General features: G+C 70.3%; 30 protein-coding genes. 13 read left to right on the forward strand and 17 right to left on the reverse strand.

What is annotated here, in order from left to right; translation table 11 throughout:
* Nucleotides 1-25 precede the first annotated feature (25 nt).
* From E4V99_RS11470 to xseA, 5 genes are read right to left on the reverse strand one after another with little or no spacing between them, the layout of a single operon-like run.
* Nucleotides 26-1,420, reverse strand: a complete 1,395-nt coding sequence (locus E4V99_RS11470; RefSeq protein ID WP_135067724.1) for a class II fumarate hydratase — start codon at nt 1,418-1,420, stop codon at nt 26-28.
* Nucleotides 1,421-1,457: 37 nt separating this feature from the next.
* Nucleotides 1,458-2,069, reverse strand: a complete 612-nt coding sequence (locus E4V99_RS11475) for a carbonic anhydrase (RefSeq protein ID WP_135071313.1) — start codon at nt 2,067-2,069, stop codon at nt 1,458-1,460.
* Nucleotides 2,070-2,107: 38 nt separating this feature from the next.
* Nucleotides 2,108-2,737 (reverse strand): DUF4245 family protein, encoded by a 630-nt coding sequence (locus tag E4V99_RS11480; RefSeq protein ID WP_135067722.1) that lies wholly within the window; start codon nt 2,735-2,737, stop codon nt 2,108-2,110.
* Complete coding sequence (locus E4V99_RS11485) at nt 2,737-2,973, reverse strand: exodeoxyribonuclease VII small subunit (protein WP_135117345.1); 237 nt, start codon at nt 2,971-2,973, stop codon at nt 2,737-2,739. The genes E4V99_RS11480 and E4V99_RS11485 overlap by 1 nt, the downstream gene beginning before the upstream one ends.
* Before the next feature lies 1 nt (nt 2,974).
* On the reverse strand, nt 2,975-4,279 hold the full coding sequence (xseA, locus tag E4V99_RS11490) for an exodeoxyribonuclease VII large subunit (protein ID WP_135117346.1): 1,305 nt from the start codon (nt 4,277-4,279) through the stop codon (nt 2,975-2,977).
* A 71-nt stretch (nt 4,280-4,350) separates the two neighbouring features.
* On the opposite strand from xseA, the gene E4V99_RS11495 reads away from it, so the two are divergent.
* From E4V99_RS11495 to E4V99_RS11505, 3 genes are read left to right on the forward strand one after another with little or no spacing between them, the layout of a single operon-like run.
* Entirely contained in the window at nt 4,351-5,412 is a 1,062-nt protein-coding gene (locus tag E4V99_RS11495) for a 4-hydroxy-3-methylbut-2-enyl diphosphate reductase (protein WP_187270461.1), read from the forward strand.
* The gene (locus tag E4V99_RS11500) at nt 5,409-5,960 is read left to right on the forward strand and encodes a DUF6264 family protein (protein WP_135117347.1); all 552 of its coding nucleotides are present in this window, start codon (nt 5,409-5,411) and stop codon (nt 5,958-5,960) included. The genes E4V99_RS11495 and E4V99_RS11500 overlap by 4 nt, the downstream gene beginning before the upstream one ends.
* A gap of 26 nt (nt 5,961-5,986) precedes the next feature.
* On the forward strand, nt 5,987-6,538 hold the full coding sequence (locus tag E4V99_RS11505; protein ID WP_135067713.1) for an MOSC domain-containing protein: 552 nt from the start codon (nt 5,987-5,989) through the stop codon (nt 6,536-6,538).
* A 48-nt stretch (nt 6,539-6,586) separates the two neighbouring features.
* Here the strand turns inward: E4V99_RS11505 and fbaA are convergent, their stop codons facing one another.
* Nucleotides 6,587-7,618 (reverse strand): class II fructose-bisphosphate aldolase, encoded by a 1,032-nt coding sequence (fbaA, locus tag E4V99_RS11510; RefSeq protein ID WP_135067710.1) that lies wholly within the window; start codon nt 7,616-7,618, stop codon nt 6,587-6,589.
* Nucleotides 7,619-7,803: 185 nt separating this feature from the next.
* Here fbaA and glpX point away from each other — a divergent pair, with 185 nt between their 5' ends.
* Entirely contained in the window at nt 7,804-8,793 is a 990-nt protein-coding gene (gene glpX / locus E4V99_RS11515) for a class II fructose-bisphosphatase (protein ID WP_135117348.1), read from the forward strand.
* Nucleotides 8,794-8,857: 64 nt separating this feature from the next.
* Here the strand turns inward: glpX and E4V99_RS11520 are convergent, their stop codons facing one another.
* Entirely contained in the window at nt 8,858-10,324 is a 1,467-nt protein-coding gene (locus E4V99_RS11520) for a DUF222 domain-containing protein (protein ID WP_135117349.1), read from the reverse strand.
* On the opposite strand from E4V99_RS11520, the gene E4V99_RS11525 reads away from it, so the two are divergent.
* Nucleotides 10,317-11,252: a type II CAAX endopeptidase family protein gene (locus E4V99_RS11525; RefSeq protein WP_209305619.1), complete on the forward strand. Its 936-nt coding sequence runs from the start codon at nt 10,317-10,319 to the stop codon at nt 11,250-11,252. The genes E4V99_RS11520 and E4V99_RS11525 overlap by 8 nt on opposite strands.
* A 169-nt stretch (nt 11,253-11,421) precedes the next feature.
* Entirely contained in the window at nt 11,422-11,631 is a 210-nt protein-coding gene (locus tag E4V99_RS11530; protein ID WP_135067702.1) for a UDP-N-acetylmuramyl pentapeptide phosphotransferase, read from the forward strand.
* A 20-nt stretch (nt 11,632-11,651) separates the two neighbouring features.
* Here E4V99_RS11530 and E4V99_RS11535 read toward each other — a convergent pair whose 3' ends face one another.
* Together E4V99_RS11535 and E4V99_RS11540 are read right to left on the reverse strand one after the other, a co-directional pair.
* Nucleotides 11,652-12,965 (reverse strand): DNA recombination protein RmuC, encoded by a 1,314-nt coding sequence (locus E4V99_RS11535; RefSeq protein WP_209305620.1) that lies wholly within the window; start codon nt 12,963-12,965, stop codon nt 11,652-11,654.
* A 34-nt stretch (nt 12,966-12,999) separates the two neighbouring features.
* Nucleotides 13,000-13,656 carry an exonuclease domain-containing protein gene (locus E4V99_RS11540; RefSeq protein ID WP_135117351.1) on the reverse strand — a complete coding sequence of 219 codons (657 nt, stop codon included), beginning with the start codon at nt 13,654-13,656 and terminating at the stop codon, nt 13,000-13,002.
* Between the two features lie 152 nt (nt 13,657-13,808).
* Between E4V99_RS11540 and E4V99_RS11545 the strand changes: the two genes are divergently transcribed.
* From E4V99_RS11545 to E4V99_RS11565, 5 genes are all read left to right on the forward strand, one after another.
* On the forward strand, nt 13,809-14,558 hold the full coding sequence (locus E4V99_RS11545) for a class I SAM-dependent methyltransferase (protein ID WP_135117352.1): 750 nt from the start codon (nt 13,809-13,811) through the stop codon (nt 14,556-14,558).
* A gap of 183 nt (nt 14,559-14,741) precedes the next feature.
* On the forward strand, nt 14,742-15,815 hold the full coding sequence (gene ychF / locus E4V99_RS11550) for a redox-regulated ATPase YchF (protein ID WP_135067693.1): 1,074 nt from the start codon (nt 14,742-14,744) through the stop codon (nt 15,813-15,815).
* A 41-nt stretch (nt 15,816-15,856) separates the two neighbouring features.
* Entirely contained in the window at nt 15,857-16,294 is a 438-nt protein-coding gene (locus tag E4V99_RS11555; protein ID WP_135071307.1) for an AAA family ATPase, read from the forward strand.
* Nucleotides 16,295-16,456: 162 nt separating this feature from the next.
* Entirely contained in the window at nt 16,457-17,059 is a 603-nt protein-coding gene (locus E4V99_RS11560; protein ID WP_135117353.1) for a hypothetical protein, read from the forward strand.
* A gap of 235 nt (nt 17,060-17,294) precedes the next feature.
* The gene (locus E4V99_RS11565) at nt 17,295-17,648 is read left to right on the forward strand and encodes a DUF1801 domain-containing protein (protein ID WP_135067689.1); all 354 of its coding nucleotides are present in this window, start codon (nt 17,295-17,297) and stop codon (nt 17,646-17,648) included.
* Nucleotides 17,649-17,705: 57 nt separating this feature from the next.
* Here E4V99_RS11565 and E4V99_RS18750 read toward each other — a convergent pair whose 3' ends face one another.
* The 4 genes from E4V99_RS18750 to E4V99_RS11580 form a co-directional block, all read right to left on the reverse strand.
* Nucleotides 17,706-17,762, reverse strand: coding sequence for a hypothetical protein (locus E4V99_RS18750; RefSeq protein WP_348630755.1), 57 nt, complete (start codon nt 17,760-17,762; stop codon nt 17,706-17,708).
* A gap of 124 nt (nt 17,763-17,886) precedes the next feature.
* The gene (locus tag E4V99_RS18565; RefSeq protein ID WP_209305621.1) at nt 17,887-18,006 is read right to left on the reverse strand and encodes a type II toxin-antitoxin system prevent-host-death family antitoxin; all 120 of its coding nucleotides are present in this window, start codon (nt 18,004-18,006) and stop codon (nt 17,887-17,889) included.
* Between the two features lie 112 nt (nt 18,007-18,118).
* A complete protein-coding gene (locus tag E4V99_RS18470) occupies nt 18,119-18,259 on the reverse strand; it encodes a hypothetical protein (RefSeq protein WP_167747673.1) in 141 nt (46 codons plus the stop codon).
* A gap of 78 nt (nt 18,260-18,337) precedes the next feature.
* Nucleotides 18,338-18,979, reverse strand: coding sequence for a DUF4386 domain-containing protein (locus tag E4V99_RS11580; protein ID WP_135117355.1), 642 nt, complete (start codon nt 18,977-18,979; stop codon nt 18,338-18,340).
* Between the two features lie 68 nt (nt 18,980-19,047).
* Here E4V99_RS11580 and E4V99_RS11585 point away from each other — a divergent pair, with 68 nt between their 5' ends.
* Nucleotides 19,048-19,716, forward strand: a complete 669-nt coding sequence (locus E4V99_RS11585; protein ID WP_135117356.1) for a TetR/AcrR family transcriptional regulator C-terminal domain-containing protein — start codon at nt 19,048-19,050, stop codon at nt 19,714-19,716.
* A 10-nt stretch (nt 19,717-19,726) separates the two neighbouring features.
* Here the strand turns inward: E4V99_RS11585 and E4V99_RS11590 are convergent, their stop codons facing one another.
* A complete protein-coding gene (locus E4V99_RS11590; protein WP_135117357.1) occupies nt 19,727-20,941 on the reverse strand; it encodes an MFS transporter in 1,215 nt (404 codons plus the stop codon).
* Nucleotides 20,942-21,118: 177 nt separating this feature from the next.
* On the opposite strand from E4V99_RS11590, the gene E4V99_RS11595 reads away from it, so the two are divergent.
* Nucleotides 21,119-21,664 (forward strand): hypothetical protein, encoded by a 546-nt coding sequence (locus tag E4V99_RS11595; protein WP_135117358.1) that lies wholly within the window; start codon nt 21,119-21,121, stop codon nt 21,662-21,664.
* 163 nt (nt 21,665-21,827) lie between these two features.
* Here E4V99_RS11595 and E4V99_RS18740 read toward each other — a convergent pair whose 3' ends face one another.
* The 3 genes from E4V99_RS18740 to E4V99_RS11605 form a co-directional block, all read right to left on the reverse strand.
* A complete protein-coding gene (locus tag E4V99_RS18740) occupies nt 21,828-21,953 on the reverse strand; it encodes a hypothetical protein (RefSeq protein WP_280790843.1) in 126 nt (41 codons plus the stop codon).
* On the reverse strand, nt 21,950-22,510 hold the full coding sequence (locus E4V99_RS11600; RefSeq protein WP_245233168.1) for an SDR family NAD(P)-dependent oxidoreductase: 561 nt from the start codon (nt 22,508-22,510) through the stop codon (nt 21,950-21,952). The genes E4V99_RS18740 and E4V99_RS11600 overlap by 4 nt, the downstream gene beginning before the upstream one ends.
* A 133-nt stretch (nt 22,511-22,643) precedes the next feature.
* Entirely contained in the window at nt 22,644-23,249 is a 606-nt protein-coding gene (locus tag E4V99_RS11605) for a TetR/AcrR family transcriptional regulator (RefSeq protein WP_135067676.1), read from the reverse strand.
* Nucleotides 23,250-23,341 lie beyond the last annotated feature (92 nt).

The raw sequence follows: 23,341 nt of genomic DNA on the forward strand, positions 1-23,341 counted from the left end.
GAACCCGGTACGTGCGGGGCGTGGCTCACCCGGGGTGCGTCATGGAGAGCAGATCGAGCTTGGCGTCCAGCGCCTCCTCGGTCAGCTCGCCGCGCTCGATGTACCCGAGCTCGACGACGGCTTCGCGCACCGTGATGCCCTTGGCGACGGAGTGCTTGGCGATCTTGGCGGCCGCTTCGTACCCGATGAGCTTGTTCAGCGGGGTCACGATGGAGGGCGACATGCCCGCGTAGGCGGCGGCGCGCTCGACGTTGGCCTGCAGGCCGTCGATCGTCTTGTCGGCCAGCACGCGCATGGTGTTGGCGAGCAGGCGGATCGACTCCAGCAGCGCCGTGCCCATGACCGGGATGGCCACGTTCAGCTCGAACGATCCGGATGCCCCGGCCCACGCGATCGTGGCGTCGTTGCCGATCACGCGCGCGCACACCATGAGGGTGGCCTCGGGGACGACCGGGTTGACCTTGCCCGGCATGATCGACGACCCCGGCTGCAGGTCGGGGATGTGCAGTTCGGCCAGGCCGGTGTTCGGGCCAGACCCCATCCAGCGCAGGTCGTTGTTGATCTTCGTCAGCGACACCGCGATCGTGCGCAGGGCGCCGGATGCCTCGACCAGGCCGTCGCGGTTGGCCTGGGCCTCGAAGTGGTCCTTCGCCTCGGTGATCGGCAGCTCCGTCTCATCCACGATGAGCTGGATGACCTTCTGCGGGAACCCCGCAGGCGTGTTGATGCCGGTGCCCACGGCCGTGCCGCCGAGGGGGACCTCCGCGACGCGGGGCAGGACGGCCTGGACGCGCTCGATGCCCAGGCGCATCTGGCGCGCGTACCCGCCGAACTCCTGGCCGAGGGTGACGGGCGTTGCATCCATCAGGTGCGTGCGGCCGGACTTCACGACGTCCTTCCACGCCTCGGACTTCTCCTCGAAGGCGACGGCGAGGTGGTCCAGCGCGGGGATGAGGTCGTCGATGAGCGCCTGCGTCGCGGCGATGTGCACCGACGTGGGGAACACGTCGTTGGAGGACTGCGACGCATTGACGTGGTCGTTGGGGTGCACGGGGGAGCCGAGGTCGCGCGTGGCGAGGGTGGCGAGCACCTCGTTCATGTTCATGTTCGACGACGTGCCGCTGCCGGTCTGGTAGACGTCGATGGGGAACTGGTCGGCGTGCTCGCCGGCGATGATGCGGTCGGCGGCGCGCGCGATCGCGTCGGCGACGGCGCCGTCGAGGGTGCCGAGCTCCTTGTTCGCCAGCGCCGCGGCCTTCTTGATGCGCGCCAGCGCCACGATCTGCGCCGGATCGAGCGCGTCACCGGAGATGGGGAAGTTCTCCACCGCGCGCTGGGTCTGCGCGGCGTACAGCGCGTCCTTGGGAACGCGCACCTCGCCCATGGTGTCGTGCTCGATGCGGTACTCGGTCTCGGTCACGTCGTCGTCCTCCTGTTGCCGATGGTGGTCTGGATGGTCAGGGCAGCGGGTCGCCCGCGTCGCCAACGATCACGACGGGGGCGGCGGTGCCCTCGGCGAGTCGGTAGTTCGCGCCGACGACGGCCAGGCGCCCCTCGGCGACGGCCTCGCTGATCAGTTCGGATGCGTGCAGCAGCTGCGTCACGGTGTCGCGCAGGTGCACGCGACCGACCTGTTCCGGGTCGATCGCGCCGGCGGCCGCGGCGGGGTCGGCGCGCTGCACGCGCCGGACGGCGGGCACGATCGAGGCGATCTGACGCCAGATGAGCGGGGGCAGCAGCGGGGCGTCGGGCTGCACGCTCTCGATCGCCGCGCCCACGGCGCCGCACGCATCGTGGGCGAGCACGACGATGAGCGGCACCTCCAGCACCGCGACGGCGTACTCCAGGCTGCCCACGACCGAGTCGGAGATGATCTGGCCGGCGTTGCGCACGACGAACAGGTCGCCCAGGCCCTCGTCGAAGATGATCTCCGCCGCGAGGCGCGAGTCGGAGCATCCGAACAGGGCCGCGCGTGGACGCTGCCCGCCCGCCAGCTCGTGGCGACGTTCGACGTCCTGCCGGGGATGGCGGGGTTCGCCCGCGACGAAGCGGGCGTTGCCCTGCCGCATCTCATCCCACACCCCGCGGGGTGTGGCGGCGGGGGCGGTCACGGGGTCGCTCGCAGGTCGGTGATCTGAGGCGCGAGCGCCTCGGCGAGGGAGGCCGCAGCTTCGGGGGAGGACGAGCCGTAGACGAGGATGCGATCGGCTCCGGCCTGCGTGCCCAGCGCGTACGACACGTTGCCGGCCCGCGAGGGGTCGGACACGTGGTACTCGTCCCACACGATGCCGTCGATCGTCAGGGTGCCGTCGGGGCGGGTGCCGGCGAGGAGCTCGAGCGGCCACGACTCGTCGGCGTCGAAGCCCTGCGACACGCGGAGGAAGCCGGCGGTGCGGGCGGGGACGGTCACGACCGTCCAGGCGTCCACGCTGCCACCCTCCAGGGATGCCGCGTTCACGCGCCAGCCCTCGGGCAGGTCGGGGTCGAGCACGGGGCGCTGCAGCGTCTCACTGAGCGCGGCGGCTTCGGCCGTGACGTCGATGGGGGGCGGCTCGGGGATCTCGCCACGGGGCACGCCGAAGATCACCACGGCGACCACGGCCAGGATCACCCCGAGGGCGACCAGGAGATTGCGGAAGGTCTTGCTGGAGCGGTACGCCTGGGAGGACGCGGCCTTGCGGGCGGCGGTCTCATCCGGAGTCTCGGGACGACCGAGCTCCGCCACGACGCGGGCCATCACGACTCCGAAGCGTCGGCGCGCGCCGCGTCGAGTCGGCGCTTTGCCCCCAGCAGCCACTCCTCGCAGCGCGCCGCGAGAGCTTCACCGCGCTCCCACAGCGTGAGGGATTCCTCGAGGGTGGGAGCGCCCTGCTCGAGTTCGGCGACGACGCGGACGAGCTCGTCGCGGGCCTGCTCGAACGACAGAGCCGCGACTTCGGCGGGGCCGGATTGCGACGCGGTCATGCCGTCCATCCTAGTTGTCCCCGTCCTGCGTCGCCGCCGCGGGGGACTCCTCCACGGGGCCTTCGGAGCGGGCGGCGAACGAGCCCTGCGCCACGGTCACGAGCACGTCGGCGCCCGCCGGGGCCTGTGTCGCGTCGCGCACGATGACCCCGTCGCGCAGATGAGCGATGGCGTAGCCGCGCGACAGCGTCGCCAGGGGGGAGAGCGCCCGCAGCGACGCGCGCAGCTCCCTCGTCCGCCGGTCGTCGGCGGCCACGCGGCGCTCGAGGATGTCGCGGCCGCGGTTGACCAGCATCCACGTCTCCTGCGCGCGTCCGGTCAACAGGGCGTCGGGGGTGCGCAGCACCGGACGTGAGCGCAGCTGCTCCAGCTGCGCGATGTCATGCGTCACGCGCTGGGAGAGGCGGCTGCTCAGGCGCGCGCGCAGCTGCGCGACGAGGGCGCGCTGCTCGCTGACATCCGGAACGACGCGCTTCGCCGCGTCGGTCGGCGTCGACGCGCGCAGGTCTGCGACGTCATCCAGCAGCGGGTGGTCGTTCTCATGCCCGATCGCGCTGACCACCGGCGTGGATGCGGCGGCCACCGCGCGCAGGAGCCGTTCGTCGCTGAACCCCAGGAGCGTCTGCGGATCGCCGCCACCGCGGGCGATCACGATGACGGCGACCTCGGGGTCGGCATCCAGCGCTTTCAGCGCTGCGATCGTCTCCGGAACGCACCGGTCGCCCTGCACGGCGGCGTGCTTGGTGCGGATGCGCACCTGCGGCCAGCGCAGTTCGGCATTGCGGTGCACGTCTTTCTCGGCGTCGGAGTTCTCGCCCGTGATGAGCCCGATGAGGCCGGGGAGGAACGGCAGCCGCTTCTTGCGCGAGGCGTCGAAGAGCCCCTCGGCCCGCAGTTTCGTGCGCAGCTGCTCGAGGCGTTCGAGCTGGTCGCCCAGGCCCACGTGGCGCATGGCGGAGACGGCGAAGCTGAAGTCGCCCGAGCGGGGGAAGTAGTCCGCCTTGACGCACGCGACGACGTGGTCGCCGGTGGCGAAGTCCTTCGGGAGGCGCTGCGCCGTGCTCGACCACACGCGGAAGGAGATCGTGGCGTCGGTGGTGAGGTCCTTCATCCGCCCGAAGACGTTGCCCCCGCGCAGGTTCCAGGAGGTGATCTCGCCCTCGACCCACACCGAGCCCCAGCGGTCGACGAACCCGCGGATGGTGTCGTTCAGGCGCGCGACCGAGGTCGGAGCGTGCACGGTGGAGTCCCGCGGTGGCACGGAATCGGGCGGCGGGGGCTGCCCCGGAACGGTTTCGGGCTGGAACGTGGTCATCGCTTCTCGCAGGTATCGGCGGATCGGCCGGTATTGGGCCGTCGTCCAGGGGGTCCTCGTAGACTCGAAGGGTGAGCACCCCTGTCGTTTCGCTTCCCGTCCCCCGCATCCCGGGGCGTCGCGGGCGGCTCCAGGATATCCCGGTCGACGGACGCAAGAAGGTGCTGCTGGCCGCACCCCGTGGATACTGCGCGGGTGTGGATCGTGCCGTGATCGCGGTGGAGAAGGCGCTGGAGCGCTTCGGATCGCCCGTGTACGTGCGCAAGCAGATCGTCCACAACATCCACGTCGTCACCGAGCTCGAGGCCAAGGGCGCGGTGTTCGTCGAAGAGGTCGACGAGGTCCCGCCCGGGGCGCACGTGGTCTTCAGCGCGCACGGCGTCTCGCCGGCGGTCGTCTCCGCCGCCGCCGATCGCGGCCTGCAGGCCATCGACGCGACGTGCCCGCTGGTGACCAAGGTGCACCGCGAGGCCGTGCGGTTCGCCCGCGACGACCACGAGATCCTGCTGATCGGGCATCTCGGCCATGAGGAGGTCGAGGGCACCGCGGGGGAGGCGCCCGACCACGTCACGATCGTGAACTCGCCGGAGGAGGCCGACACCGTGGAGGTGCGCGACCCCTCGAAGGTCGTGTGGCTGTCGCAGACGACGCTCTCGGTGGACGAGACGATGGAGACGGTGCGCCGCCTCCGCGCCCGTTTCCCGCAGCTGCAGGACCCGCCCTCGGATGACATCTGCTACGCCACGCAGAACCGTCAGGTGGCGATCAAGAAGGTCGCCAAGAACGCCGACCTCGTCATCGTGGTGGGTTCGGCGAACTCCTCCAACAGCGTGCGGCTGGTCGAGGTGGCGCTCGAGCACGGAGCCAAGGCGGCCTACCGCGTCGACTACGTCGACGAGGTGCAGCAGGAGTGGCTCGACGGTGTCGAGACGGTCGGCGTCACCAGCGGCGCATCCGTGCCCGAGGTTCTCGTGGACGAAGTGCTCGCCGAGCTCGCCGGCGCGGGGTACCGCGACGTCGAAGAGGTGCGCACCGCCGAGGAGGACCTCATGTTCTCGCTGCCGAAGGAGCTGCGCTCGGATGCGGCCGGCCGCCGCGACGCGCGGGCCCTCGGCGGACGGGCGCGGTCGTGAGCGATCCGGACCCTCGCCCGGTTCCGCAGTACGGCGAGTACGCCACTCCCGAGGAGCAGCGTGCCCGCATCGCCCGCCCCGACACGACCGACGCGCTCGTGGCAGGCGTGCACCCCGCGCCCAAGGCGGCATCGACGCCGGTGACGGCCTCCGCCGGGCAGCTGACCGGGTGGCGCCTCGCCGACCGCATCGTCACGATCGGCCTGCTGGTGTACGGGCTGTTCAATGTGCTCACCACCGCACCGCGGCTCTTCGGCTTCGCCACCTTCGCGGACGACTACCTCGGACTGCTGGGCGTGAACGAGTCGTTCACGAACTTCGACGCCGCCCGGGTGTGGGGCCCGATCGCCGGCACCGTACTCATCCTGGGCTGGGTCGTGACGGCGCTGCTGTCGTGGCGGCGCCTGCGGCGCAGGCGCGTCGCCTTCTGGATCCCGCTGGTCGGGGCGATCGTCACGGTCCTGGTCGTCTCCGCCCTGCTGACGGTGCCGCTGTCGGGAGACCCCGCCTTCACCGGATTCGTGGAACGGCTCTCCACCGGCGGATGAGCCCCTCGGTGCCATAACATCGCGGGATGCCCCGCGTCCTCGCCGTGTGCGTCGTCCACCAGCTCCGCCCCGACTCTGGCTTCGTCGGGGTGACCGGCATCGACAAGCGTCCCGTGCGCGGCGCGGTGCACGCAGGTCGGTACGGCCTGCGCGGCGACGTGCAGGCCAGCCGGAAGCACCACGGCGGGCTCGACAAGGCGGTGTACGCCTACGCGCAGGAGGACGCGCGATTCTGGGAGGAGCAGCTCGGCCGCGAGCTGCCGCCCGGATGGTTCGGCGAGAACCTGCGGGTCGAGGGGCTCGACGTCAACGCCGCCCGCATCGGCGAGGTGTGGCGCATCGGCGAGACCGTGGAGGTCGAGGTCACGATGCCGCGCACGCCGTGCGCGACGTTCGCCCGGTGGGTGGGCGGGGCCGAGGCGCGGGGATGGGTGCGCCGTTTCGCGCAGGAGCGCCGCCTGGGCCCGTACCTGCGGGTGCGCCGGGTCGGCGCCATCCGCGCCGGTGACCCGATCGAGGTGCTCTCGGTGCCCGAAGGCGCCCCCAGCATCCGCGACGTCTTCCGCGCCCCCGAGTGAAACGCCGGATGCCCCGACCGATCGGCCGGGGCCTCCGAGGTGCGGCGATTACGCGCCGAGCGACTTGCCGTGCGAGCCCAGCTGCTGCGTGGCTTCGACGACGCGCGCGGCCATCGCCGACTCGGCGACCTTGCCCCACGCGCGCGGGTCGTACTGCTTCTTGTTGCCGACCTCGCCGTCGACCTTCAGCACGCCGTCGTAGTTGCTGAACATGTAGCCGGCGATCGAGCGCGTGAAGGCGTACTGCGTGTCGGTGTCGATGTTCATCTTCACCACGCCGTTGCGCACGGCGAGGGCGATCTCCTCGTCGGTGGAGCCGCTGCCGCCGTGGAAGACGAGGTCGAGGGGCTTCGGGCCGGTGCCGAAGCGCTGCGCGATGCCCTCCTGGATCTCGCCGAGGAGCTCGGGGCGGAGCTTGACGTTGCCCGGCTTGTAGACGCCGTGCACGTTGCCGAAGGTCAGCGCGGAGATGTAGCGGCCGTTCTCGCCGAGTCCGAGCGCCTCGACGGCCTTGGTGACGTCGGCGACGGTGGTGTACAGGGCCTCGTTGGATCCTTCGTGCTGAACGCCGTCCTCCTCGCCGCCGACGACGCCGACCTCGATCTCGAGGATCGCGTTGATCGCCTTCATGCGGGGGAGGAGCTCTTGGGCGATCTGGATGTTCTCGTCCAGGGGCACCGCCGAGCCGTCCCACATGTGGGACTGGAAGATCGGGTTGCGGCCGGCCTTGACCTCCTCCTCGGAGGCTTCCAGCAGCGGCAGGACGAAGCCGGGGAGTGCGTCCTTCGGGCAGTGGTCGGTGTGCAGGGCGACGGTGATCGGGTAGTTCTTGGCGACCTCGGTGACGAACTTCGCGAACGCGATGGCACCGGTGGCGCGGCCCTTGACGGTGTGGCCGGCGAAGTAGTCGGCCCCGCCCGTGGTGACCTGCAGGATGCCGTCCGAACCCGCCTCGGTGAGGCCCTGCAGCACCGCGTTGATGGTCTGCGAGCTGGAGACGTTGATGGCGGGGTACGCGAAGCTGCCGGCCTTGGCGCGGTCGAGCATCTCGGCGTACTGGTCGGGCGTTGCGACGGGCATGGGGGCTCCTCTGTCGTGGAGTGGGGTTCTCGGTCACTCTAGCGAAGGGCCACGGTCGCCCGAGAGTCCCGGCGGCACCATCCGGGACCTGCGCTTCTTCCTAGCTGTAAAGAAACGCGAATCCTTCGCTGCCGTGCCGAGGCGATTCGGGCAGTTCGTGACAGCACGCTGGATAGGCTGACCACATGGTGAGTCTGACGGCCGACATGAGCCCCCTGCATCCCGACCGCAACCTCGCACTCGAGCTGGTGCGCGCGACGGAGGCGGCCGCCATCCGCGCGGTCCCGTTCATCGGACGCGGCGACAAGGAAGCCGCCGACGGCGCGGCCGTCGACGCCATGCGGGCGTTCTTCTCGACCGTCAACTTCGACGGCACGATCGTCATCGGGGAGGGCGAGAAGGACTCCGCGCCCATGCTCTACAACGGTGAGCGGGTCGGCAACGGGCGCGGGCCGCAGTGCGACGTGGCCGTGGACCCCATCGACGGCACGTCGCTCACGGCCGCCGGCCGCCAGAACGCCCTGTCGGTCATCGCGGTCTCGGACGCGGGGACGATGCTGGATGCCTCGACGGTGTTCTACATGGACAAGCTCGTCACCGGCCCCGCCGGCGTCGGGGTCGTCGACATCCGGCTGCCCATCGGCGAGAACATCCACCGCCTGGCCGCCGCGCTGGGCAAGCCCGTGGACGAGATCGTCGTATCGGTGCTGAACCGTCCCCGCCACGAGCAGCTGATCCGGGAGATCCGCGAGGCCGGTGCCGGTACCCGCCTCATGAGCGACGGCGACGTGGCCGGCGGCATCAACGCGGCACGCCACAACGCCCGCACCGACATGTGCGTCGGCATCGGCGGCAGCCCCGAGGGCATCGTGACCGCGTGCGCCATCAAGGCGCTGGGCGGCCACATCCAGGGCCGCCTGCGCCCGCAGAGCGACGACGAGAAGCAGAAGGGCATCGACGCCGGCTTGAAGTTCGACGACTACGTCTACGAGGCCGATGACCTGGTGAAGGGCAAGAACACGATCTTCGTGGCCACCGGCGTCACCGACGGCCAGCTCGTGGCGGGCGTGCGACGCGACGGCGACTGGGTCTACACCGAGAGCGTCGTGCTGCGCAGCGCCTCCGGCACGCTGCGGCGCGTCACCTCGGAGCACCTCACCTCGAAGTGGCTGTGACCGCCTGAGATCTCAGAAGGGCGGCGGGTCGCCGTCGCTGCGGAACACCACGCGCGGGGTCGGCTCATCGACATAGTCGCGCTGAAGCGGTGAGGTCCAGCGGATCGACCCGTCGGGCAGCTGCTCGGCCGTCCACTCCGTCTCGGTCTTGAGGGTGTGATGCCGTCGGCACAGGCACGCCATGTTGCAGACGTCGGTCGTTCCGCCCAGAGCCCAGTCGAGGTTGTGGTCGTGGTCGCACAAGCGCGCAGGCTGGCGACACCCCGGGAAGCGGCAGTGCACGTCGCTGGCGGCGAGGAAGCGTTCCATGGTGGCCCCGGCGCGGTAGCGATCGACAGCGAGAACCATGCCGGTCACCGGATGCGTGAGGATCCGATCCCACCCGGGGCATCCGGCCATCAGGCGCCGGGCCGTGTCGGCGTCGATGGGCGCCTTGCCTTCGATGCTGGCCCCCCCGGTCGTCCTGGCCGGCGGCCGTGAGAACCGGGACGGTCACCTGGATCTCCGCGCGGATGGCACCCAGCCCACCGGGGAGGGTGTCTTTCGCCGGATCGATGGCCGGCTGGCCCGTCAGCAGCATGTCGCAGAACAGATCGGCGCGGATCTGGTCGAGGGTGCGGGTGTCGCGCACCGTCGCGCTCTCTTCGGACGGCGATGAAGAGGTGTGCTCGTCCGGCTCCGTGGCGATGGCGCGGATGGCTCGGGCCTGCCGGGTCAAGCGGTCATGCACCGCGAACGCCTCCGCGGCCGGGAGGATGGCGCGGACCTCGGCCATCCCGTCGTCGATCTCGGCGACCGTGACGCTGCGCGTCTGGACCGCGCGCTGGAAGCGCACCGTGATGGACTCCGGCCGCATCCGCTCGGCCAGCGCCACGGCGAACGCCTTCGTACGCGCGACCGTCTCCCGCTCCGCGCGGTCGAGCACGACGGTCTCGAACGCTGCCCGCTCGTTCGGATCGTCGAGAACGGCGCCCGCGTCGCAGATGGCCGTCGCGTGTCGCAGGGTGATCCGCCCCGCCGAGAGGCCGTCGACGGTGGCCGGGAACTTCTCCGTCAACTCCAGCGCATCCCCCATGCGTCGCTGCACGGTGCGATCGTTCAACCGCAGGGCCAGGCCGATCTCGGCGGCGACGGCTCGCAGCTCCATCTCGCGCGTCTGCTGCGGCCGCGGCCGGGTGGCCATCCGGTCGAGGGCGATGCGCATGCCCGCCGCGAAGTGCAGGACGGCCTCGGCTTCTAGTGCGGCAACCGCTTCCTGGTTCGCGCACAGCCCGTCGACGATGCGTGCGAGTTCCACGCTATCGTTTCTATTTTCGCGAATGGCTGTGCTGGGCATGCATTGAGCCTCGCATATACCTCCGACATCGCGACCGGACGCACGAGTGCCGCTGCTGAACCCCGTCGTGATTTCGAGCTCCGTGCGCGCGGAGGTTGACCCTGTGCCGAGGACACGGTCTTCACTGGCGGGACGGGTGGGCACCCGGGTGCGCGAGAGACGCAACGCTGGCAGAAAGGTTGCTCCGATGAGCATGGAAACGACGGCTGTCGACTACCACCGCGGGCTCGCGAACGGAAAACGCCGTATCGGGCGAGGGATCCTCGCGATCGCTCTCCTCCTCGGCGGCATGCAGTTCTTCATCTTCGCGCTCGTGATCGTCGCCGCCCTCATCGACAGCGGCATCGGCACGGACGCGAGGGCGGGGTACACCCCGCTCGTCCACGCCGCCGGCGCGTTCTCGGTGGCCCTCCTCATCCCGTGGAGCATGCTGATCCAGCGGTGGCTCTACGGGGTGCGCGGCGGGTCGCTCTCGTCGGTGCTGTCCCGCTTCCGATTCGACATCCTCGGTCGCGCCCTCGTCGTCCTCCTGCCCGTGGTCGGCGTGTTCCAGATCGTGTACTACTGGACGCCGTTGCCGCAGACCGGCTGGGGATATCACGACACTCTTCTTCTCGTCGCGACGGCACTCGTCCTGACGCCGTTCCAGGCGGCGGGCGAGGAATACGGCTTCCGTGGTCTGATCCTCCGCGTCGTGGGCGGCTGGACGCGCAGCCCCCGCGCCGGACTCATCCTCGCCATCATCGTCTCGAGCGTGCTCTTCGCCCTGGTCCACTTCTCCACGAGCGGACTGCTGAACGTCTGGTACCTGGTCTTCGCGGTCGGCACCGCGTGGATCACGTGGCGCACCGGCGGGCTGGAGATCGCCGTCGTGCTCCACGCGGTGTTCAACGCCACGCAGTTCGTCATCGACGCGGCACTCCACGTCGACCCGGCCGCTGCGACGGACCGGTCCGCCGCGGCGGTGGATCCAAGTGCGCTCTTGCCGATCCCGCTCGTGATCGGCGCCGTCATCGTCGTGGCGATCCGAACGCGGCGGACGGGGACGGTGCTGACGCCTGGCACCGCTCCGTCCCCCACGGGCGCCGCCCGGGGAGCCGAGCGCGCCACCGCTACGCCATGAGTGTTCGAGGCGCAAGGGTGTCGAGGGCCCGGAGGATGACTGCGAGCCTCGAAGCACATCGGCGCCGTGACCGAGTCGTGACGAACGCTTCCCAGGTTCGTCTGGCAAAATCGTGAGTGGTGTCGATGGGGATGCTGTTCTCAGAACCGATCATCGAGGGGTACGCCAGATGTCCGCCCAGACGAGCACGTCCGCGCCGAAGACCGGCGCCCAGGCCGTCATCGCCAACGCCGTCGACCCCGCACGTCGCCCCGACGTGCTCTTTCGTGTCCGGCGCGAAGAGGGCCAGCAGATCAGTGCCTGGTGGATGGTGGGAGCCTTTGTGCTCGTCTCCGGCGCCGTCATCACGCTGCTGAGTTTCGTCCCCGGCGGCGCCTGAGCGTCGACTCGAGGGGGCTCTCACTCCTTTGTATCGAGCTCGATGCGCTCCAGGTCGATGCGCTCGCGCACGTCGCCCAGGTCCGCGGCCAGAACAGCGTCGGTGGGTTCGGGGCTGACGAGCTCTGGTGCGCTCCAGCGCCGGACGGCCCGTTCGACGGGCGGGCGGGGGGCCACCGCATCCAGCTTCGTGTCGTCGATGCCCGGGAAACGCCGTGCGCTGGCGAGCACGCGCGTCTCCAGCGACCCGGCGAAGCGGTTGTAGCTGTCGACGGTGCGCTCGATCGCACGGCGCAGATCGTCCGCGTGCCCGGCGAGCGTGCCGATGCGCTCATACAGCTCACTGCCCAGGGCGAACAGCGCCCGGGCTTCCTCGGTGACGTCCTGCTGCGTCCATGTGTAGGCCACGGTCTTCAGCACGGCCCACAGGTTCACAGGTGAGGCCAGTGCCACGCGCTTGGAGAAGGCGAAGTCCAGCAGTACGGGATCTTCTTCGAGCGCGGCGGCCAGGAGCGACTCGCTGGGGATGAAGCACACCACGAACTCGGGGCTCGAGGGCAACCCGGCCCAGTACGTCTTCTTCGCGAGGGCCTCCACGTGGGCGCGGACGGCGCGCACGTGCTTGTCGAGCAGGACCTTCCGCCGCGCACCCTCCGCGCCGTCGGCGGTCAGCGGGATCGCGCTGGCTTCGAGGAAGGCATCGAGGGGCACCTTCGCGTCGACGGCGAGGGCCTTCCCTCCGGGGAGGCGCACGACGAGGTCGGGCCGGGCCGTGCCTCCGGAGTCGGTCGTAATCGTTGCCTGCGTGTCGAAGTCGACGTAGCGGAGCAGCCCCGCCGCCTCCACGACGCGCCGCAGCTGGGTCTCACCCCACACACCGCGCGTGCTGCCCGAGCGCAGCGCCGACGCGAGCGATTCGGTCGTGGCCCGCAGCGACTCGTCGGCCTCGTGGGCGCGCCGCAGCTGCTCGCTGAGCGTGGCGAACTGACTGCCGCGGTCGCGCTCGAGCTCCTCCACCTTGCGCTGCATCGTGCCGAGGGTCTCGCGCACCGGCTCGAGGGCCCGCAGCACCGTCTGCTCCCGCCGTTCGCGCTCCTCGCGTGCGGCCTGCTCGGCCCGGGTCTGCCCCGCCAGCTCGCGGTACAGCAGCTGCTGGTGGTCCAGCTGCGCCTGGACGCCCGCGCGCGCCGCGTCGCTCGCGGCCAGGCGGGCGGTCAGTTCTGCGCGCTCGCCGATCCCGCGCGCCGCGGCACGCGCCGTGCCGACGGCGAACCCCGCCAGGGCGCCCACGAGCACGCAGGCGATCGCGACGAGGGGGAGTGCGAGTGTGTCCATACCGCTCATTGTGCGGGGAGCCGCCGACATCGCCTCACGCGACGGCGAGCATCGCCTCCGCGGCGGGGGCGGGGATGGCGGGCGCGGCCGCGGCGGCGGGGGCGGGGACGGGGACGGCGGGCGCGGCGGGGATGGCGGACAGGCGCACGCCGGTCGTCTCCGCGAGAGCGGTCAGGTCATCGGCGGCGACGCGGCGTGCCGCGTCGATGACGATGTGCGCACAGGCCAGCGCATCCGCGAGGGCGTCGTGGTGCGCGAAATCCGCGAAGCCGGCCGCGGTGGCGACCAGCGGCAGCCGGTAGGAGGGCAGTTCATAGGTGCGCCGGGCGACCTGAAGGCTGCACAGGTAGCGGTAGGGCGGGCACACGTCGCCGGTGGCCTCGCACGCGCGACGCAGCACCGCCATGTCGAAGCCGGCGTTGTGCGCCACCAGGACGTCCGAGCCGGCGAACGCGGTGAGGCGATCCAGCTGCGCGCTCCATCCCGGGGCGTTCGCGACGTCTTCCGGGCGGATCCCGTGGATGCCGATGTTGAAGTCGAAGAACACGTCGTGCCCGGCCGGCGGGCGGATGAGCCATCCCGCCGTCGCCACGACCTGGCCGTCGCGCACGCGGGCCATTCCCACCGCGCACGCAGAGGCATTGCTGGAGTTCGCCGTCTCGAAGTCGATCGCGGTGAAATCCAGTGCCACGGTCCCAGGTTCTCCGTCGCTGTCCTCCGCGCCCGTCAGGCGCGCCGGGGGCGACGGTATCGCCGGGCGTGTCGAGAGCTCGCGGCGTAGGGGTCCCGGTGCCCCCTCCACAACCCGTTCGTCCTGAGTTCTGCGCGGCGTAGGGTCGGGGAATGGCCAGCCGCGAAGAGATGTCCACGTCGTTCGGAGCCGCAGCCGACACCTACGAGGCCGGGCGCCCGTCCTATCCCGCGGAGGCGGTGGCGTGGATGCTGCAGCCCGTCCGCGGCGCGGGGCGCTCCCTGCGCGTGGCCGACGTGGGAGCGGGAACCGGCAAACTCACCCGCGCCATCGTCGAGCACGGGGCGGAGGTCGTGGCGATAGATCCCGACGCAGGCATGCTCGAGAATCTCCGTGCCAACGTCGCCGGCGTTCCCACGTTCGTCGGACGCGCCGAGTCCCTGCCGCTGCCGGATGCGGCGGTGGATGCGGTGCTCCTGGGTCAGGCGTGGCACTGGGTTGACGTACCCGCCGCCTCGGCGGAGGCGGCCCGCGTGCTGCGGGCCGGGGGAGTGCTGGGCCTCGTGTGGAACGTCCGCGACGAACGCACCCCGTGGGTGCGGCGCATGACCGAAGCGATGCACGGCAGCCACGCGGAGGAGATGATGGCGGGCGGGGGGCCCGCCGTCGCGGCGCCGTTCGACGGGCTGGAAGACCGCACGTGGCGGTGGACGCGCCCCATGACCCGCGACGACCTGTTCGCCATGGCCCGCTCCCGCAGCTACGTCCTCACCGCCGAGCCGGCCGAGCGCGCCCGGATCGAGCAGGGGCTTGCGGCGGTGTGCGATGAGGTCGGAGCCGTCGGCGACGCCGTGGTCGACCTTCCCTACGTCACCCGTGCCTTCCGCAGCATCCGCCCCTGAGCCCCCGCCCCGCCCGCGCCCTTCCGGCCTCCCCACCGCCCGGCCGGCCGTCGAGACGCCACATCCCGTCCGAAACACCATGCGTCGCCGGGTGTCTCGGACGAATCGTGGTGTCTCGGCGCTGAGGGCGGGGAAGGAGCCGGACGCGGGGTCGCCGCATCCGCCCACGTAGACTGGACTCCCGTGGCTCTCACCATCGGAATCGTCGGTCTCCCGAATGTCGGCAAGTCGACCCTGTTCAACGCCCTGACCAAGAATCAGGTGCTCGCGGCGAACTACCCCTTCGCGACGATCGAGCCGAACATCGGTGTGGTGAATCTCCCCGACCCGCGGCTCGAGAAGCTCGCCGAGGTGTTCGGGTCGGAGCGGATCGTGCCCGCCGTGGTGTCGTTCGTCGACATCGCCGGCATCGTCCGCGGTGCGAGTGAGGGGGAGGGGCTGGGCAACCAGTTCCTCGCGAACATCCGCGAGGCGGATGCCATTGCGCAGGTCGTGCGCGGATTCGCCGACGACGACGTCGTCCACGTCGAGGGCGCCGTGAACCCCGCCAGCGACATGGAGACGATCAACGCCGAGCTGCAGTTGGCCGACCTCCAGACGCTGGAGAAGGCGATCACCCGGTACGAGAAGGAAGTGAAGGGCCGCAAGCTCGACCCGTCCGTCCTGGAGACCGCGCGTGCCGCTGAGGAGGCCCTGCAGAAGGGACAGCTCCTGTCGGCGTCGGGCATCGACATCACGCCGATCAAGGAACTGGGGCTGCTGACGGCCAAGCCGTTCATCTTCGTCTTCAACGTGGATGAGGCGGTGCTGACGGATGAGGCGCGCAAGGCCGAGCTCGCCGCCCTCGTCGCCCCCGCGCAGGCGGTGTTCCTGGACGCCAAGATCGAGTCCGAGCTCATCGACCTCGACCCCGAGGATGCCGCGGAGCTGCTCGCCTCGACCGGCCAGGAGGAGTCGGGTCTCGACCAGCTCGCACGGATCGGATTCGACACCCTCGGCCTCCAGACCTACCTCACCGCCGGCCCCAAGGAAGCGCGTGCCTGGACGATCGGCAAGGGCTGGAAGGCTCCGCAGGCGGCCGGTGTCATCCACACCGACTTCGAAAAGGGGTTCATCAAGGCCGAGGTCATCTCCTTCGACGACCTCATCGAGGCCGGCTCGGTGCTCGAGGCGCGCGCGAAGGGCAAGGCGCGCCTGGAGGGCAAGGATTACGTCATGAAGGACGGCGACGTCGTGGAGTTCCGCTTCAACAACTGAATGGCCTTGTTCCTCCGGCAACGATCCCTATGCTGGCGCGCATGACACGCATCCTCGTCACCGGTATGTCGGGCGCCGGGAAGTCGACGTTGCTCGCCGAGTTGGCGCGGCGAGGACGCCTCACGGTGGACACCAACGACGACGGATGGGAATTGCCGGGGGGACTGTGGGACGAACGTCGTATGAGCGACCTCCTGGAGCGTTGCGACGACGTCGTGGTATCGGGGACGGTCGAGAACCAGGGGCGGTTCTACGACCGGTTCGATCACGTGGTGCTGCTGAGCGCGCCGGTGAATGTGCTGATCGAGCGCGTGGCTACGCGGACGAACAATCCCTATGGGCGTACGGCCGAGCAGCAGACGGAGATCCGCCGATATGCGACGGAGGTCGAACCATTGCTCCGTCGTGGCGCAACCATCGAGCTCGACGGGCGCCACGGCGTCGAAGAGCTGGCTGACGCGATCGAGGCGCTCGAATAGCGAGGTGAGCGCGCGGATCGTTCGATTTCTCCGCGCCGACTCTGGCCTCGCGGTGAGCGACGAGACGGCTGAGGTCGAGTTCGCGCGGACGCTGGTCGAGTGGTGGCGAGCTGCCGCGGGTCGACGGGCGATACCCGCGGGATGCGGCACGATGTTCCTGTGATGACCTTCGGACGGCCTGGCGCCGTGACCGGCGTACGGGTGGTCCTCGTCGTCGCGCTGGGTGCGGCCGCGACCTGCGTCGTGTGGCTGCTCGTCGCGTGGGAGGTTTCGGGGCCGTGGGCGCCCGAGACCCTCCTGCCCGGAGTGATCGGCGCCGTTGCCCTCCTCGCGCTGGGAGTGGGCTCGGCCCTCTCGTCGCGATTCGCGGACGCCGCCGTCACGAGCGAAGGGCTCTCGATCCGCCCCGCGGTGGGCCGGAGCCGGACGGTGCCGATGACGGATATCGATGAGGTCGTGGTGCTGCGCTCCCTGCTCCTGCCGACTCGCGTCGCATCCACGCCGCCGCAGCGGGTAGTGCTTCGCTCGCAGGGGCGCACGCTCGCCGGGTTCACGCCGCGCGATGCCGAGCTCGTCCGGCAGCTTGCGGTCGGCGGGCTCTCGCCGGAGATCGTCGCCACTCCTCTCACTCCGCTCCAAGCCCATCGTCGCTATCCCGGATCGGTCAGCCTCGCCGAGCGCGGCGCGGTTCCCGCCCTGTGGGCGCTGGTCCTCCTCCCTCTCGCCATCACCGTCGTCGTCCTGTGGGACGCGGTCGTGGGCTGAACGACGCGTCCTCCGGTGCGGCTCCTCGCTGGGGAAATCGCCTCTCCCGGAGCCGGCGGATGATCCGCTAATCTGACTGCGGTGGCACGGCCACCGACACGCTTCCACGTGACGACCACGTGAATCATCGCGGAGAGGCCTGAGCGGTTCAGGACATGTCCGGATGGGGTTGCGGCGCATGAGTGCGCCGACTTCATTCGCCGATGCGTGACATCGGCTGGCGAAAGGACATGGCATGTCGTCGAAGGACGAGAAGAATCTCGCACAGGTGATCGAGAAGATCTCCCACATGGACGAGCCGAGACGTTCGGTCATGCAGCAGGTGCACGACATCGTCATGGCTGCCGCCCCAGATCTGAAGCCGCGGATCTGGTACGGGATGCCCGCCTACGCGAAGTCGGCGAGCACACCCGCGCTCGTGACCCTGCGTAACGACGAACGGCTCAATCTCGCGATCACCGAGAAGGCGGACTTCCGGCCTGCGGGTGGCGTCGACGGGAACCTCATGCCGGCCGCGTGGTACTTCGAGACCGTCGACGCTGTCACGGAGAAGCGCGTCGCGGAGATCATCCGATCCGTGGCCGACTGAGCCCTGCGCGCGGCGGTCCCAGCGGCGAACCGAAGCCAGCGCGTTCAGCGCATCCGTTCAGTAGTGGTAGCGCGCCTGCAAAATGGTGACGTGCGTCTCGCTCGCGATGTGCACGAGGCGGTTCGCTTCGTCGATGCGACGTCGCCGGACCGTGCGCCGTCCAGAGCGCTGAGCAGGCGGCGGGCGCTCTCGGGGAGCGGAGCAGATAGCTGGTCTCGACGAGGGAGTCGTACTCGTCCTACGACATGAGCACGGCAGACCAGCGTTTGGACGTGATCTCGATCTCGGAGTGATCGAGGCTGACGCGTTCGATCAGACCGAGCAGATCCCGTCGAGCCTCGCTCGCGGTGATCGCCATGGCCAGCCTCCCTTAACGCCCGTACAAGAAATGGTGCCAATGCTCAGCGCGAGGTGGGCCGGCCCCTCCTGCGGCGGGATAGGCGATAGACCAGGACGGATCCGCTCGACCGTCACGAGGGTTCGGTCGCGCGCACGAGACCGCAGTTCAGGCACGACCACGCGACGAGGAAGCGCTCCTCGTCGAGGATCTCGAAACGCAGCGGATCGCCGCACGTGGGGCAGGCCCGGGGGTCGGGCGCCGTATCGATCACCTCACCAGCCTAGGAACGCCGCGTGGTCGGAGGGGCCGCGCACCCAGGGTCCTCACGCCGGTGGGGCGGTCCTCGTCCTCACGCCGGCGACGCCGTCCGCGCGGACGCAGGAGGAGACGCGACCCGGGCACGCAGACCCACCACGATGAGGTGGATCGCGAGCCAGACCTCGAAGGCGAACACCGGCACGGCGCACAATCCGGCGACCATGCCGCCCTGCGGGATCACCCCGAACAGCTGCGCCGTGTTACTGGCGAGCACGACCGCGCCGCCGAGCATGCCGAGCATGGCGAGGCTGCGCGGCACGACACGCGCGTCGAAGAGCAGCCAGCCCAGGATCATCGTGTTCACGCTGATCACGAGGCCCTGACCGACCAGGAATGCCGCGGTGTGCAGTGCGACCAGAGTCTCGCCCAGCGGCGGGCTCGGTGCCGTCCACAGCAGCACGAGCATCGGCAGCGTGCCGGCCGCGATGACGGCGGCTTCCAGTGCGCGCAGCCCGGCGAAGGCGGCAGCACGAGCCTGGCCGACGTCGCGCAGCAGCAGCCACAGCAGGATGCCGGTGCCCAGGCATCCCGCGGCCAGCACCAGTTCGAGGGCCACCCCCAGTGCGATGCCGCCCGCCGCGTAGGCGGCGACCGCGGTGACCGAGGTCACATGGGTGACGAGGTAGAGGATGCCGGCGGTGCGGGCGTAGTAGGTGCGAAGGCTTCTGGTCATGATGTGCCGATCTAGGAAGGTATACGCCGTATACCGGCGTGAGATCACCTTAGGTATACGCTGTATACGTGTCAACTCCAGCGCCGCGCCACGCTCTCGATCGCGAGCGCGTTCTGGATGCCGCCATCGCGCTCGCCGACGAGGCCGGCCTCGAGGCCACCAGCATGCGGAAACTGGCCGACGCGCTCGGGGTCACCGCCATGGCGCTGTACAAGCACGTCGCGAACCGGGAACAGCTGATCGACGGCATGCTCGACCGCCTCGTGCTGAGCATCGAGGTTCCGGCGCCGGGGCTCGGGTGGAAGGACGCGTTGCGCGCCCGCATCCGGTCGGCCCGAGCCGTGATGGCCGCCCACCCGTGGGCTCAGACGGCCATCGAGACGCGGACGAACGCGAGCCCCACGGTTCTGGCTTACATGGACTCCCTGATCGCGATCATGTTCGAGGGGGGACTGTCGCCTGACCTCGTGCACCACGCGATGCACGCGCTGAGCACCCGGATGTGGGGGATCACGCGGGACGTGCTGCCCACGCCCGCGGTCCCGGACGATCCTGCCGAGCGCGCGCGGGCGATGACCGGGTTCGCTGCCTCCTACCCGGCCATCGTGCGGATGGCGACCACCGCCCCCCATGCGGGGGAGGCCTGCGACGACGACGCGGAGTTCGCCTTCGCGCTGGACATCCTGCTCGACGGCTTCGAGCGGCTGCACGCGCAGGGGTGGACCTCCGGCGGCTGAGACGGCGCGCTCAGGGCGTTGGGGCGGGCTGTTCGACCTTTCCGCGCCGGGCGACGAGCCGGTTGAGCCGCTCCGACATGAGCAGCCCCAGCACCACGAGCGCGCCGAGGAACAGCGGGAAGACCCACATGCCGGTCCACGCCGAGAGCGCGCCGAACAGGGGCGGGGCGAACGTGGAGCCGGTGTACGCCGCGGCCATCTGGATGCCGATGATCGCCTGCGAGTTGCGGCGGCCGAAGTTGACCGGCGTGGAGTGGATGATCGCGGGGTAGATCGGGGCGCAGCCGAGCCCCGCGAGCACGAGGCCGGTGAGGGCGAGGGCGTCGGTCTGCACGGGGAGCGCCAGCAGCACGACACCGACCCCCACCGTCGCGAAGCCGCCGCGGATCAGCTGACGATCACCCACCCGATCGGCGAAGAAACCGGCCAGGAACCGCCCCGCGGTGATGCCCAGGAGGAACAGCGACGCGAACGCGGCCGCCGTCGCCGCGGCGACTCCCCGGTCGGTGACCAGCCAGGTCGACGCCCACAGGATCACGGTCGTCTCCAGCGCGCAGTAGGCGAAGAACGCGACCAGGATCGACACGACCCCGGGGATGCGGAGCGCCCGCGCCAGCGGCACGTGCGCACTGCCCTTGCCCGACGGCTCGACCGTGTGGTCGTCGGGGCTGATCTGGTTGACCTTCCCCCACAGCGGGAGGCTGATGAGCAGCACGAACGTCAGGGCCGCCTGGATGAGACCGACGATGAGGTAGGCGCTGGACCACCCCAGCTCGGCGGTCAGCGCGTAGCTCATGATGAACGGGCTGATCGATGCGCCCAGGCCCCAGAAGCTGTGCAGCCAATTCATATGCCGCGCGGCGTAGTGCAGGGCGACGTAGTTGTTCAGCGCAGCATCGACGGCGCCGGCTCCGAGCCCGAAGGGGATCGCCCACAGGCACAGCATCCAGAACGAGCCGGAGACGGAGAATCCGACAAGGGCCGCCGCGGTCAGCCCGACGCTGACCGCCGTGACGAGCCCGGCCCCGAATCGGCGCGTGACCCGCTCGGAGGCGAGGCTGGAGAGGATCGTGCCGCCGGCGATGATCATCGTCACGATGCCGGCGAAGGCCACGGGAACATCGAGATCCCGGTGCATCACGGGCCAGCCGGCACCGATGAGCGAATCGGGGAGTCCCAGGCTGACGAAGGCGATGTAGATGATCGCGAGGAGGAGCGAGTACACGGCTCGGCGGTCTGCCTTTCAGGGGGAGGTGGTGCGGGGGCACGCGGATGCGCCGGCACAACGTAGACGGTACCGGCTCGAGATCCGCCGTCTCGTCCGAGCGCCGGTCACCCGCTGCCCGGGGCTTCGGTGGGAGGGGGATAGGGTCGTGATCGGCTGTGGTTGGAGGGGGCGTCGATGCAGCGCGTGCGCAGATGGATTCTCGCGAACAAGGTGGTCTGGGTGCCCCGTCTCGTGGTCGCCTGGGTGGGCGGCTGGGGGTTGTACATCGCCGTGTCGCGACTGGTGCGGGCCGCCTCGGCGCTCGAGCGCGACCGGGTGCGCCTGAACCTGATGAGTCGCGGTGTCGGCGACAAGTCGCCACTGGGGGATGTCCCGGCATTTCCTCTCTTCGTCACGGCGCTCGTGCTGGTTGTGACAGCCCTCGTGTGGGTCGCGTGGCTGCTCATCCGCGGACACGGTCCGGGGTGGTTCGTCGCCGGCCTGCCCACCGTGGCCGTCGCGATCGACAGTGGCGCAGGCGTCGTGCTCCTCGCCGGCCAGCCCGACGTGTCCGGATGGGGTATCGCCGGGGGCGTCTTCAACGCGCTGCTGATGATCATCCTCGTGGGAGGGGTCACGCTCTCGGCGTGGCTGGGCCTGCGGGCGCTGCGGGAGGGTAAACCCGCGCCGGACGAGCCCGTCCTTCACCGCAGTCTCCCCGACCGCCGCACGGTGGAGTAGCGTCCTCCCCGACTGGGTATCTCCGACCTGTCGGCGTGGTTCTTCGGGCCGCTGATCGTGTGGCTCACGACGGCGTTGTCGACGTGGCTGCTCGGGTCGCTCCTGCTGCGCAGGCGCGGCGGTTCCGCGTCCCGCCCCGCGTAGCAGGGCGGGACGGCGCAGGTCACCAGGCGAGCAGTCCCCGCTCGTCGTGGAAGGTGCCGCTCGGGCCGCGTTCGCGCGTGGCCAGGCCGACGATCACGGCGGCGCTCTCAGCCGCCGGACGTCCGCCGCCGAGGGACGCGGTCATCTCGGTGTCGGTGAACCCGGCTCGATCGCGGTGAAGCCGACGCCGGGGTGTGCCTTCGCATACTGCACCGTGAGCATGTTGGCCGCGGCCTTGGATGCGGCGTACAGGGCGTTGGGCAGTCCGTGCTCGACGCGCTCGGGGTTGGTCACCGCCCAGAACGATCCCATGCTGCTCGTGACATTGACGACCGTAGGTCGCTCGGAACGCCGCAGAAGGGGGAGGGCGGCCTCGGTGACGCGAATCAGTCCCACCGCGTTGATGTCGAACGAGCGCAGCGCTCTCGGACCGTCGACGTCGCCCAGATCGAGGACGCCCGCGTTGTTGACGAGCACATCCAGACGACCCTCCGTCGCCTCGATGGTCGCGACCGCCCCGGCGACGGATGCGTCGTCCGTGACGTCGAGCTCCACAAACCGTGCGCCGATGGTCTCCGCCGCGCGCCGGCCCCGGTCAATGTCCCGCGCACCGAGGTAGACCTCGTGCCCGCGCTCGCGGAGCTGTCGTGCTGTCTCGTAACCGATCCCTCGGTTGGCGCCGGTGATCAGGGTGATCGTCATAGTCGTCCTTGTGTGCCGTGGTGCGTGATGCGCGCAGCCGGATGTGCCCGCGCAGACGCCGGAGCGTCCACGGGTGGAACGTCGTACACGGAGTTCTATTCCGAGCGGTAAAGAATTGCCTGCGCCTCGCGCGTCAGTGCGGCCAGGCCTGGAGTGCGACGCTCGCCACCTCGTCGAGGTCTGCGCGGGCGACGCCGTCGGCAGCCTGCACGGCGATCCCGAATCCCACGGTCATGATGTACCGGGACAGCTGAGCGGGGTCGGCGGAGCGAGGAAGGTCGCCCTCGGCAGCCGCGCGACGGAAACGCTCCTCCAGCTGCCGTCCTGCGTCGTTGCGCCAGCGCACGAGGAGGTCGAAGGCAGCGGCCGATCCCTCGCTGGAGGTGAGCGCACCCTGCACGGTCAGGCATCCGCCGAACCCATCCGGCATCGTGGTGGTGCGCACGGCACCTCGGAGCATCGCCTCGGCGACTTCCCGCGCGGTCGGCTCCTCCAGCGCCCGCGCGGTGTAGGAGGCAGGCCCCTCGACGTAGCGCTCGAGGACGAGGCGGAACAGCTCGTCCTTCTTGCCGAACGCCGCATACATGCTGGGTTTGCTGATGCCCATCGCCTCGGTCAGCGTGGCGAGGCTCGCACCCTCGTATCCGCGCTGCCAGAAGACCAGGAGCGCCTGGTCGATGGCCGCGTCCACGTCGAATTCCCTCGGCCGGCCGACCGGCGCGCTGCGCGTATCCGCCATGCCACGACCCTACGCTCCGCAGACGCCGGCGGACCGCCGCCGGTCCCGCAACGCAGCACCGTGTCCGGTGTGCGGCGCCGGGCCTTCGACGT

The organism is Microbacterium sp. dk485 (assembly GCF_004570445.1).
In the GTDB taxonomy this organism is placed as follows: Bacteria; Actinomycetota; Actinomycetes; order Actinomycetales; family Microbacteriaceae; genus Microbacterium; species Microbacterium wangchenii.

What these genes read in the sequence shown, in the direction of transcription:
- E4V99_RS11475 (WP_135071313.1), bottom strand. Translation starts at nt 2,069, where the DNA reads ATGCGGCAGGGCAACGCCCGCTTCGTCGCGGGCGAACCCCGCCATCCC.
- E4V99_RS11480 (WP_135067722.1), bottom strand. Translation starts at nt 2,737, where the DNA reads ATGGCCCGCGTCGTGGCGGAGCTCGGTCGTCCCGAGACTCCGGATGAG.
- E4V99_RS11485 (WP_135117345.1), bottom strand. Translation starts at nt 2,973, where the DNA reads ATGGACGGCATGACCGCGTCGCAATCCGGCCCCGCCGAAGTCGCGGCT.
- xseA (WP_135117346.1), bottom strand. Translation starts at nt 4,279, where the DNA reads ATGACCACGTTCCAGCCCGAAACCGTTCCGGGGCAGCCCCCGCCGCCC.
- E4V99_RS11505 (WP_135067713.1), top strand. Translation starts at nt 5,987, where the DNA reads ATGCCCCGCGTCCTCGCCGTGTGCGTCGTCCACCAGCTCCGCCCCGAC.
- fbaA (WP_135067710.1), bottom strand. Translation starts at nt 7,618, where the DNA reads ATGCCCGTCGCAACGCCCGACCAGTACGCCGAGATGCTCGACCGCGCC.
- glpX (WP_135117348.1), top strand. Translation starts at nt 7,804, where the DNA reads ATGGTGAGTCTGACGGCCGACATGAGCCCCCTGCATCCCGACCGCAAC.
- E4V99_RS11525 (WP_209305619.1), top strand. Translation starts at nt 10,317, where the DNA reads ATGAGCATGGAAACGACGGCTGTCGACTACCACCGCGGGCTCGCGAAC.
- E4V99_RS11520 (WP_135117349.1), bottom strand. Translation starts at nt 10,324, where the DNA reads ATGCTCATCGGAGCAACCTTTCTGCCAGCGTTGCGTCTCTCGCGCACC.
- E4V99_RS11530 (WP_135067702.1), top strand. Translation starts at nt 11,422, where the DNA reads ATGTCCGCCCAGACGAGCACGTCCGCGCCGAAGACCGGCGCCCAGGCC.
- E4V99_RS11535 (WP_209305620.1), bottom strand. Translation starts at nt 12,965, where the DNA reads ATGGACACACTCGCACTCCCCCTCGTCGCGATCGCCTGCGTGCTCGTG.
- E4V99_RS11545 (WP_135117352.1), top strand. Translation starts at nt 13,809, where the DNA reads ATGGCCAGCCGCGAAGAGATGTCCACGTCGTTCGGAGCCGCAGCCGAC.
- E4V99_RS11555 (WP_135071307.1), top strand. Translation starts at nt 15,857, where the DNA reads ATGACACGCATCCTCGTCACCGGTATGTCGGGCGCCGGGAAGTCGACG.
- E4V99_RS11560 (WP_135117353.1), top strand. Translation starts at nt 16,457, where the DNA reads ATGACCTTCGGACGGCCTGGCGCCGTGACCGGCGTACGGGTGGTCCTC.
- E4V99_RS11565 (WP_135067689.1), top strand. Translation starts at nt 17,295, where the DNA reads ATGTCGTCGAAGGACGAGAAGAATCTCGCACAGGTGATCGAGAAGATC.
- E4V99_RS18565 (WP_209305621.1), bottom strand. Translation starts at nt 18,006, where the DNA reads ATGGCGATCACCGCGAGCGAGGCTCGACGGGATCTGCTCGGTCTGATC.
- E4V99_RS11580 (WP_135117355.1), bottom strand. Translation starts at nt 18,979, where the DNA reads ATGACCAGAAGCCTTCGCACCTACTACGCCCGCACCGCCGGCATCCTC.
- E4V99_RS11595 (WP_135117358.1), top strand. Translation starts at nt 21,119, where the DNA reads ATGCAGCGCGTGCGCAGATGGATTCTCGCGAACAAGGTGGTCTGGGTG.
- E4V99_RS18740 (WP_280790843.1), bottom strand. Translation starts at nt 21,953, where the DNA reads ATGACCGCGTCCCTCGGCGGCGGACGTCCGGCGGCTGAGAGCGCCGCC.
- E4V99_RS11600 (WP_245233168.1), bottom strand. Translation starts at nt 22,510, where the DNA reads ATGACGATCACCCTGATCACCGGCGCCAACCGAGGGATCGGTTACGAG.
- E4V99_RS11605 (WP_135067676.1), bottom strand. Translation starts at nt 23,249, where the DNA reads ATGGCGGATACGCGCAGCGCGCCGGTCGGCCGGCCGAGGGAATTCGAC.